This window comes from Cellulomonas sp. RIT-PI-Y (assembly GCF_025642745.1).
Classification (GTDB): Bacteria; Actinomycetota; Actinomycetes; order Actinomycetales; family Cellulomonadaceae; genus Cellulomonas.
This window is the reverse complement of record NZ_JANZKP010000081.1, coordinates 1-9787: the sequence shown is the minus strand read 5'-3', so window position 1 is coordinate 9787 and position 9787 is coordinate 1. Positions and strand designations below refer to the sequence as shown.

The 9787-nt window shown below is 74.6% G+C and carries 9 protein-coding genes; 1 reads left to right on the top strand and 8 read right to left on the bottom strand.

The window, feature by feature from the left end:
• From OGL89_RS16425 to OGL89_RS16390, 8 genes are all read right to left on the bottom strand, one after another.
• The coding region (locus OGL89_RS16425) for an amidohydrolase family protein (protein ID WP_263121249.1) at positions 1 to 1362 on the bottom strand (1362 nt) is incomplete at its 3' end.
• A gap of 24 nt (positions 1363 to 1386) precedes the next feature.
• Entirely contained in the window at positions 1387 to 4215 is a 2829-nt protein-coding gene (locus tag OGL89_RS16420; RefSeq protein ID WP_263121248.1) for a DEAD/DEAH box helicase, read from the bottom strand.
• 36 nt (positions 4216 to 4251) lie between these two features.
• Positions 4252 to 5166, bottom strand: coding sequence for a diacylglycerol kinase family protein (locus tag OGL89_RS16415; RefSeq protein ID WP_263121247.1), 915 nt, complete (start codon positions 5164 to 5166; stop codon positions 4252 to 4254).
• Positions 5163 to 5924, bottom strand: a complete 762-nt coding sequence (gene tatC, locus OGL89_RS16410) for a twin-arginine translocase subunit TatC (protein ID WP_263121250.1) — start codon at positions 5922 to 5924, stop codon at positions 5163 to 5165. Before tatC ends, OGL89_RS16415 begins: the two co-directional genes overlap by 4 nt.
• 45 nt (positions 5925 to 5969) lie before the next feature.
• Positions 5970 to 6230, bottom strand: a complete 261-nt coding sequence (gene tatA, locus OGL89_RS16405) for a Sec-independent protein translocase subunit TatA (protein WP_263121246.1) — start codon at positions 6228 to 6230, stop codon at positions 5970 to 5972.
• A 110-nt stretch (positions 6231 to 6340) separates the two neighbouring features.
• Positions 6341 to 6673 (bottom strand): hypothetical protein, encoded by a 333-nt coding sequence (locus OGL89_RS16400; RefSeq protein WP_263121245.1) that lies wholly within the window; start codon positions 6671 to 6673, stop codon positions 6341 to 6343.
• Positions 6673 to 7674 (bottom strand): WYL domain-containing protein, encoded by a 1002-nt coding sequence (locus tag OGL89_RS16395; protein WP_263121244.1) that lies wholly within the window; start codon positions 7672 to 7674, stop codon positions 6673 to 6675. The genes OGL89_RS16400 and OGL89_RS16395 overlap by 1 nt, the downstream gene beginning before the upstream one ends.
• Positions 7667 to 8659 (bottom strand): WYL domain-containing protein, encoded by a 993-nt coding sequence (locus tag OGL89_RS16390; RefSeq protein WP_263121243.1) that lies wholly within the window; start codon positions 8657 to 8659, stop codon positions 7667 to 7669. Before OGL89_RS16390 ends, OGL89_RS16395 begins: the two co-directional genes overlap by 8 nt.
• Before the next feature lie 33 nt (positions 8660 to 8692).
• Here OGL89_RS16390 and OGL89_RS16385 point away from each other — a divergent pair.
• On the top strand, positions 8693 to 9787 hold a 1095-nt coding region (locus tag OGL89_RS16385), incomplete at its 3' end, for a DUF3866 family protein (protein ID WP_263121242.1).

The following is a 9787-nucleotide window of genomic DNA, read 5'->3' as shown; positions in this document are numbered from 1 at the left end:
GCTCAGACGCTGCTCGGCGGTGTGGTGGCCGAGTGCGGCCCGCACCGCTCCCCACGGGTCCACCGGGGTGACCGGGGTGTCCGAGCCGAGGGCCAGCGGCACCCCGGCGTCACGCAGATCCGCCAGCGGCGTCATGTGGGCCGCCCGCGCCGCGCCGAGTCGCGCGGCGTACATCCCGTCCGGCCCGCCCCAGGCGGCGTCGAAGGCGGGCTGCACCGAGGCGGTCAGCCCGAACAGCACGGTCGCGGCCAGGGCGGGGGCGTCCAGCAGCTCCGCGTGCTCGATCCGGTGCCCGGCCGCCCGGATCGCGTCCAGCCCCTCCACGTCGGTGGCCGCCCGTACCCCGAGCAGCACCTCGGCCACCGCGCGGTCGCCGATGGCGTGCAGCGCGACCTGCGCCCCGGCCCGCGTCACGGCGGCGACGTGATTGCTCAGCTGTTCCGCGGTCAGCTCGAGCTCACCGGTCGGGAACGGCCAGTCCACCGGGGCGTCCAGGTAGGGCCGGTGCAGCGCCGCGGTGCGGGAGCCGACCGAGCCGTCCACGCACAGGTCGCCGCCGATCCCGGTGAGTCCCGGGATGTCGGCCAGCAGCTCGCGGGCATCGTCGGTGGTCACGCAGAGCTCGCCGCGGTAGCCGAGCACCAGCGGCAGATCCGGCTCGGCGCCCAGGGCCAGCAGCGCGCGCAGACCGGCCCGGGTGTCGGTGAACGGCGCCGAGTGCTCGTGCAGGGCGACCACGCCACGGGACGCCGCCCGGTGCAGCGCGGACCGGTGCAGTCGATCGCGGCGGCCCGGGGCGATGTCGGTCAGCGCATCCCGTGCGGCCTCGTGCGCGGCACCCGTGATCAGCCCGTCCGGGCTCCACCCGGGCAGCCGGTCCAGTCCGAGCACCTGGGCGAAGGAGCTGGAGGCCACCCCCGAGTGCAGGTCGACCCGGGTGAGGTAGACCGGCGCCCCGTGCGCGGCCGCGTCGAGCTCGGCCCGGCTCGGGGCCCGGCGTTCCGGCCAGCGCTGCTCGTCCCAGCCCGCACCGGCCAGCGGCGCACCCTCGGCGGCCAGCCGACGTCCGAGCTCCCCGCCGGCGGCGGACCGGATCGCGGCCAGTGCCTCGGGCAGGGACGCGGACCCGGACAGGTCCAGTCCGTCGGCGACCAGCGCGGTGGCCAGCACGTGGGCGTGCGCGTCGACGAACCCGGGCGTGACCAGCGCGCCGTCCAGATCGACCACCGTGTCCGGGGAGAGCCCGTCGGCCTGGTCCTCGGCGCCGATCCAGACGATCCGGTCACCCTCGACCAGCAGGGCGGTCGCCCCGTGCGTCGTCGGGGAGTCGACGACACCGCGGCGGTACAGGGTGCTGCTCACGAGCGGTCAGCCTACGTGGACCGGTCAGGTGCCCGCGTCGGCGATCACCCCGCGACGCACGGCCGGGATGGCCTTGCGGGCCACCGCGCGCAGGTGCTCGTCCGGAGCGGCCTTCGCGACCTGGTCCAGCACGTCGACCACCTGCTTGCACCACCGGACGAAGTCGCCCGCGGCCAGGTCCGATCCCCGCAGCACCGCGTCCAGCCCACGACCGGCGGCCCACCGGTGCACCGCGGTGACGATGCCGAGGTCCAGCGGCTGGGTGGCGGACAGCCGGTGCGCCTGCTCCAGGTCGTCCAGCTCGGACCAGATCCGCACGGTGGTGTCCAGCGCGGTGCCCAGCTTGCCGTGCGGACCGCCGGGCACCGCCGGGTCGCGGTCCCGGTCGTCCCGGCGCGCGGAGTAGACCACCGCGGAGACCACGGCGGCCAGCCCCGGCACGTCCAGGTCGGCCCAGGCGCCCCGGCGCAGGCACTCGGCCAGCAACAGGTCGTTCTCCGCGTAGATCCGCCGCAGCCACTGGCCGTCGTCGGTGATCTCCAGCTGCTCGCCCCGATCCAGGTAGCCGAGGCGCACCAGCACGTCGCAGATCCGGTCGAAGACCACCGCGATGGACCCGGTGCGGCCCTCGATCCGCTGCACCAGCGCCCGGTGCTCGCTGTCCGCCCGGTACCAGCGCTCCGCCCACCGCGCGTGCTGCTCCCGCTCCGGGCAGCCGTGGCAGGGATGAGCCCGCAACGTGCGCCGCAGCTCGGCGATCCGCTGGTCCTCGTCCGCCCCCTGCGGTCCACGACGGCCACGCTTGCCCGGCGGCGGCGCCTGCACCCGCCCGGCGGAGATCTCGGCCCGCAGCTGAGCGGCCAGGTCCCGGCGGTGCGAGGCGGCACGGGGCGCGAAGCCCTTCGGCACCCGCAGGTGACCGACCGCACGCAGGGCGTCGTTCAGGTCCTGGACGCTCAGACGCTGCAGATCGCGCTCGGTGGTCACCACCAAGGGGCGGGCCCCCTCGAAGCCCCCCGACCCGTCGGCCTCGACCACGACCGCGTGCACCGGACGCCGCCCGGTGGGGATCGCCACCACGTCGCCGACCCGGAGCTCGGCCAGGCTCTCCGACGCGCTGCGCCGCCGGTCCGCCACGGCCGCCCGGTGCACCCCGCGTTCGACGTCGGAGAGCTCGCGACGCAGCCCGGCGTACTCCGCGAAGTCGCCCAGGTGGCAGCTCATCGCCTCCGCGTAGCCGCCCAGGGCCTCGGCGTGCTGCTGCGCCTGGCGGGCCAGGCCGACCACGCCCCGGTCGGCCTGGAACTGCGCGAACGAGGTCTCCAGCACCTCGCGCGCACGGGTCCGGCCGACCTGGGCGATCAGGTTCACCGCCATGTTGTAGGTGGGTTTGAACGCGGACTTCAACGGGTACAGCCGCTTCGAGGCCAGACCGGCCAGCGCCATCGGGTCGAGCCCGCCACGGCCGATCACCACCGCGTGGCCCTCGGTGTCGATGCCCCGGCGGCCCGCACGACCGGTGAGCTGGGTGTACTCCCCCGGTGTGAGGTCGACATGTCCGGAGCCGTCCCACTTGACCAGCTTCTCCAGCACCACCGACCGGGCCGGCATGTTGATGCCCAGCGCCAGCGTCTCGGTGGCGAACACCACCTTCACCAGGCCGCGGACGAACGCCTCCTCGACGGTCTCCTTGAACGCGGGCAGCATCCCGGCGTGGTGCGCGGCGACCCCGCGGGTCAGCGCGTCCACGAAGCCCCAGTACCCGACCACGTCCAGGTCCTCGGAGGCGATGGCGGCGCACCGCTCCTCCGCGATCAGCCGGATCTCGGTCTGCTCGGCCGGGGTGGTCAGCCGCACCCCGCCGGCCACGCACTGCGTGACCGCGGCATCGCAGGCGGCCCGGCTGAAGATGAAGTCGATCACCGGCAGGAACCCGGCCTCGGCCAGCACGTCGATCATCACCGGACGGGGCGCCGGGCGTGGACCCATCGCCTCTCCCCCGCGCCGGTTCCCGCCCGCACCGCGATAGCCCCGGTCGCCCGGTCCACGGCGGCCACGCTGGGGCGGCCCGTCCGCGCGGGAGGTCCGGCGCAGCTCGTGCGCCAGGTCCGGGTTGATCGGCGGGTTCTTGCCCGGTGCTGTCGGGTCCACGTGCCCGGCGTACAGGTCGAGCAGCCGGTCCCGGACCAGGACCTGCTGCCCCAACGGCACCGGTCGGTGCTCCGAGACCACCACCTCGGTGTCGCCGCGCACGGTGGTCAGCCAGTCGCCGAACTCCTCCGCGTTGGAGACCGTGGCGGACAGCGAGACCACCTGCACGTCGGCGGACAGGTGGATGATCACCTCTTCCCACACCGGTCCGCGGAACCGGTCGGCCAGGTAGTGCACCTCGTCCATCACCACGTAGCCCAGGCCGTCCAGGGTCCGGGAGTCCGCGTAGAGCATGTTCCGCAGCACCTCGGTGGTCATCACGACCACCGGCGCCTCACCGTTGATCGTGGTGTCCCCGGTCAGCAGGCCCACCCGGTCCGCACCGTGCCGGCGCACCAGGTCGTGGAACTTCTGGTTCGACAGCGCCTTGATCGGGGTGGTGTAGAAGGCCTTGCGGCCCTGGGCGAGCGCGAGGTGCACCGCGAACTCGCCGACCACCGTTTTGCCGGCGCCGGTCGGGGCGGCCACCAGCACCCCCGAGCCGCGTTCCACCGCCTCGCAGGCCCGTTCCTGGAAGTCGTCCAGCGGGAAGTCCAGCACCCGGCGGAAGGAGGCCAGCTCGGTGCGCTCGGCCGCCGTGCGGCGCCGGGCCTCGGCATAGCGCTCCGCGGGCGAGAGCTCGGATTCGGTGTGGCGTGGCACGGTCCCAGCCTAGGCGGCGGCGCCGACACCGGCCGGTCAGGTCAGCGCCAGCACCGCGCCGGGCTCGACCACGGCCTCCAGTGGCAGCGGGCCGATCCGCTCACCGTCGGCGTGGGCGTCGGGCGGGGTGGCCCCCCGTGCGGGCGCGGCCTCGACCAGCAGCCGGGTGGTGCGCACCACCTGCACGTTCGGGTGCCGGACGTGCCGGCCGACGTACATGCCCGGGAAGATCCGGACCACGCCCGTCCTGCTGAACGGCCCGGCGATCACCACGTCCAGCAGGCCGTCGTCGATCAGGGCGTCCGGTGCCACCTTGACGCCACCGCCGATCCACGGCCCGTTCGCCGCCACGACGACGGTGCCCGACGACTCCCAGACGCCCTCGTCCGTGGTGACCCGGTAGCCGTAGGGCCGGAACGCGGTCAGCTCGGCGGCCAGCGCCCGGACGTACCGTGCGGCACCCCGGGGCCAGGTCATCGCGTTCGCCCGGGCGTTCACCGCCGCGTCCACCCCGCAGCTCAAGGCACCGAGGTACCACTCGCGGGCCGAGTGCCGGGGCGGTCCGACCCGCACCGCGTCGATCGGCCGCGGCCCCGCGGTCAACCCGTGCTCCAGCGCCGCGACCTGCGCGTCCAGGCCCCGGAGCGGGAGTCCCAGCGCGCGGGCGACGTCGTCGCCGGTGCCCGCGGACACGATGCCCAGCGGGAGGCCGGTCTCCGCCACCACCTGCGCGCCCAGGTGCACGAGGCCGTCGCCGCCGACCACGATCAGCGCGTCCAGCCCGTCCACCGCCGCACGTCGGGCGTGCGCGGTGGCGGTCAGCAGATCCCGGGCGGTGAGGTCCTCGACCCGGTGCCCGCGGGTGCGCAGCGCGGCCAGCGCCCGTTCCCCGGCCCCGCTGCCCCGGCCCTTGCCCGCCACCGGGTTCACCACGACCCCCAGGTGGCTCACGCGGGCTCGGCCTCCTCGACCGGGGGCTCCGCCGCGCGGCGCTTGGCCGCCCGACGGTCGTGCAGCACGCAGACGCCCAGCGCGGCGAAGTACAGCCCGCAGATCGGCAGCGCCATCACGATCATGGTGATCGCGTCCGGCGTCGGCGTCATCACCGCGGCGAACACGAAGGCCAGCAGCACCGCCCAGCGCCAGCCCCTGGCCCAGGTCCGCGCCGGGACCAGCCCGACCAGGTTGATCGCGACCATGATCACCGGCAGGACGAAGGCCAGCCCGAAGGCCAGGACGAACCGCATCACGAAGCTCAGGTACGTCTGCGCGTCGATGAAGTTCGACGCGCCCTCCGGCGTGAAGTCGGTCAGCACCCGCACCGCGGTCGGCATCACGTACGCGGCCAGCGCCGACCCGGCGAGGAACAGGGGCACCGCCGCCCCGAGGAACCCGAAGGCCGACCGGCGTTCCCGCTTGGTCAGCCCCGGTGTGATGAACGCCCACAGCTGGAACAGCCACCACGGGCTGGACACCAGCGCGCCCAGGAACAGCGAGACCTTCAGCTGCATGTCGAACGCGCTGGCCAGCCCGGCGAAGTTCACCGAGACATTCCCGCCGCGCTCGGCCGCCGCGTCCAGCAGGGGCTGCTGCAGCAGCTCGAAGACCGGCTGGTACAGGAACCACCCGCCGACCGCGCCGACCGCGAGGCCGGCCGCCGCCAGGAAGAGTCGCTTGCGGAGCTCGAGCAGGTGCTCGCGCAGGGGCATCCGACCGTCGGGGTTCACCCGACGTTGCTTGCGTGCCACCGTGGGTCAGGAAGGGGTGTTGCTGCCGCCCGACGGCGGGTAGGTGGTGCTGCCCGGCTGCTGCACCGGTCCGGCCGGCTTCACCGTGGGCTCGGTGGGCTGGACCGCGGTCGTCTTGTCGTCATCGGTGAGGTCCTTGACCTCGGACTTGAAGATCTTCAGGGACTGGCCGACGCTCTTCGCCAGGTCCGGCAGCCGCTTGGCTCCGAACAGCAGAATGATGACGACGAGCAGCACGCCGATGTGCCAGGGCTTGAGCGCGTTCATCTGCGAGTTTCCTGTCGTTGGAGGACACCACTGGGGGCCGATCCTAACCGTCGGTGCCCGTGCGGCACAGCACCGGGCTGGTCCGGTTCCGGCGATCTGTCCGGATCGGGTCAGCGGCTGAGTGCCCGCCAGCGCCGCCGGGTCTCCTCGTCACGCGCCCGACGGGCGTCCTTGCGCTCCTCGATCCGTTCCCGGTTCGCGGCCCACTGCGCGCGGGCGGACTCCCTGCTCGGCAGTGCCTCGGCCGCAGCCAGCGCGGCGTGCTCGGCCGCCCGGGCCTCCTCCGCGAGCCGGCCGGTGGCGTCGGCCAGCTCGCCCAGCACCTGGGCGGCGTGGTCCAGCTCCGCGACCAGCGCACGTCCCTTGCGCCACAGTTCCCGGCCCAGGAAGAACGCGCCCATCAGGGTCGCGAGGACCAGCACGGCCCACACCAGCCACCACATCACCGGTCCTCCTCCTGCGCGTCGTCCATCGGCACGTCCATCGGACCGTAGGCGGCCAGGGCCGCCCGGGCCACCCCGGCCACCGCGGCGGCGACCTCCGGCGGACGCACGTCGACCAGGTCCTGCCCGGCCCGGAGCACCAGCGCCTGCACGAAGGCGGGCTGCTCCACCAGCAGGTCCACCTCGAAGCTGCCGTCGGGGAGGTTGCGGACCTCCTCCACCGGCACCGTCTCGGCCACCCAGCGGCCGGTCGACCGCAGGTGCAGCGTCACCCGGTCACCGCCGGGGTCCGGCCGGAACTGCACGGTGGCACCCCGTCCGGCACCGGGGTGCGGCTCGGCCGCGACGTCCAGCACGGTGGCCGCCACGATCCGGTCGAGCCGGAACAGCCGCTCCCCACCCGCCCGGTGACACCAGGCCTGCAGGTACGACCGCTCATCGGAGGTGGTCAGGCGCAACGGGTCGACGTCCCGCTCCCCCGCCACGTCGGAGGCGTTCACGTACCGGATCCGCAGTCGGCGACCCTCGGCCAGCGCCCGGCGCACGGCCGCGACCACCTCCGGCCGGCCGTCCACCGCCAGCCGGACGTCCACCGCCTGGGCGGCCTCCCCGGTCGCGTCGGTGAGCTTGGCCAGTGCCGACCGCAGCACGTCCGCCTGCGCGGCGTCCAGCGTCGGCGCCAGGTCGGCGACCATCGCGGTCAGCGCGGCCACCAGGGTCACCGCCTCCCGGGTGCTGAGCCGCAGCGGCTGGGTCATCCCCCGGGCCTCGACCAGCCGGAGCACGCCACGGTCGTAGGAGTCCGCGTCGAAGTCGATCAGGTCCTCCGGGTAGTACCCCGGCGTGCCGCTCATCCACAACGTGTCGACGTCGGCCATCACCTGTGCCGCGGACACCCCGAAGTGCTCGGCCACCCGGTCCACCGGGACGCCCTCGTGCCGGTCCAGGTACCCGATCATCCCGATCAGCCGGAGCAGCCGCTCGCTCGCCCGCTCAGCCATCGACCGTCCCGCCGTCCAGGGCCGCCGCGGTGCGCAGCAGCCGGATCACCTCGGCCCGCAGCTCCGGCGGGTCGAGCACCAGCACCGCGTCACCGTAGGTCACGACCTCCTCGGCCAGCTCCCAGGTCGACCGGTAGTGCACGGCGATCAGATCACGGTCCGGCGCCCGGGTCGGTTCCGGCGGCAGCGCCCGACCTCGGGCACGCAGCACCTCGGCGCGCTCCGGCCGCAGGGCCAGCACCGCGGTCCGCTGCTGCCCGACCTCCCAGGTGCGCAACGCGGACTCGACCTCCTCCGGCGCGGGCGGCTCGAACGACCCGGCACCGCCGTCGGCACGCACCCGGCCCTCGATCCGGCTCAGCCGGAAGCTGCGCGAGGCACCGCGGTCCACGTCCCGGCCGACCAGGATCCAGCCGCCACGCCGCGCCACCAGCCGCCACGGTTCGACGATCCGCTCCCGCACCTCCCCGGTGTTCGCCGCCCGGTAGGTGAACCGCACCCGCTGCCGGTCCTGCACCGCGTCCAGCAGCGGCCGGAACGCGTCGCCACCGGCCCGGACCGCCGGGGCCAGACCGGACACCAGCTCGGTCGACGCCGCGTCCTCGCCCACGGCGCGCAGCTTGGTCAGCGCCCGGCTGGTCTCGGTACGCACCGAGCGGTCCTGCCAGAACTCGGCGGCCAGGGACAGCGCGGCCAGCTCCGCGGAGGTCAGCTCCACCGGGGGCAGGGCGTAGGCGTCCTGGTCCACCCGGTAGCCGATGTCGTCGCCGTGGCCGATCGCGGTCACCGTCGTCACCGGGATACCCAGGTCGCGCAGGGTGTCCTTGTCGCGTTCGAACATCCGCTCGAAGGCGTCGTCACTGACCGCGTCGGCGTAGCCGGCCACGGTGCGGCGGATCTGCTCCTTGGTCATCCGGCCCGGGGTGTGCACCAGGGCGATGACCAGGTTGAGCAGCCGCTCGGCGGGGGGAATCGTCTCGGGCATCGGGTCAACCGTAGTGGCCGGTAGCGTGGTCCGGTGATCACGTGGCGCGCGGGTGTGGTGGAGTCGGTCGGCAAGCAGTGGCCCGGAGCCCTCGAACTGGGGGTGCGGGTCACCCTCGGCGCCGAGCCGGTCAGCGTGCGCGCGCTGGCCTACCCCGAGGTGGTCGGCACGTTCGACGTCGGCGACACCGTGCTGCTCAACGTCTCCGCACTGGCGCGCGGACTCGGCACCGGCGGTTACGCGCTGGTCGTCGCCCCCGGTGATCCCGAGCGGCTGCCCGCCGACCCGCCGGACGGCCCGGGTCACCTGGTCAAGGCGCGGTACACCCCGCTGCAGACGATGGTGCTCGGGGTCGACGACCAGGAGTCCCCGCACCACGACGCGCTGCGCGACGCCGACGACCTGGCCGGTACCCCGGTGGTGGTCGCCGACCTGCATTCCGCGCTGCCGGCGATCGTCGCCGGGCTCCGGCACGGTGCGGCCCGCGCCGGTCGGCCCGCCCCCACCGTGGCCTACGTGATGACCGACGGCGGTGCCCTGCCCGCGTGGTTCTCGCGCACGGTCGCCGGTCTGCGCGAGGCCGGATGGATCGCGTCCTGCCTCACGGCGGGTCAGGCGTTCGGCGGCGATCTCGAGGCCGTCACCGTGCACACCGCCCTGCTCGCCGCCCGGGCGGTGGTCGGCGCGGACGTGATCGTGGTGGCCCAGGGACCCGGCAACCTCGGCACCGGCACCCGGTGGGGGTTCTCCGGCGTCGCGGCCGGTGAGGCCCTGAACGCCGCCTCGGTGCTCGGCGGCCGTCCGATCGCCTCGCTCCGGGTCTCCGGCGCCGACCCGCGCGAACGGCACCTCGGTGTGTCGCACCACTCGCTGACCGCCTACGGCCGGGTCGCGCTCGCCCCCGCGGAGGTCGTGGTCCCGGTCTTCGACCCCGACCCGCTGACCGACCTGCTGCACCCCCTGGACGGTCTCGGCCGCCGGATCGGCCAGCAGGTCCAGGCGCTCGGGTCACGGCACCGCCTGGTCGACGTCCCCGCGGGCGAGGACCTCTACACCGCCCTGGGCGCCAGCCCGGTCCGGCTGTCGACGATGGGCCGCGGCCTGGACCAGGACCCGGCCGCGTTCCTG

Excerpts from the sequence above, each read along its gene's own strand:
- OGL89_RS16390 (WP_263121243.1), bottom strand. The coding sequence starts at position 8,659 with ATGCCCGAGACGATTCCCCCCGCCGAGCGGCTGCTCAACCTGGTCATC.
- tatC (WP_263121250.1), bottom strand. The coding sequence starts at position 5,924 with ATGCCCCTGCGCGAGCACCTGCTCGAGCTCCGCAAGCGACTCTTCCTG.
- tatA (WP_263121246.1), bottom strand. The coding sequence starts at position 6,230 with ATGAACGCGCTCAAGCCCTGGCACATCGGCGTGCTGCTCGTCGTCATC.
- OGL89_RS16400 (WP_263121245.1), bottom strand. The coding sequence starts at position 6,673 with ATGTGGTGGCTGGTGTGGGCCGTGCTGGTCCTCGCGACCCTGATGGGC.
- OGL89_RS16395 (WP_263121244.1), bottom strand. The coding sequence starts at position 7,674 with ATGGCTGAGCGGGCGAGCGAGCGGCTGCTCCGGCTGATCGGGATGATC.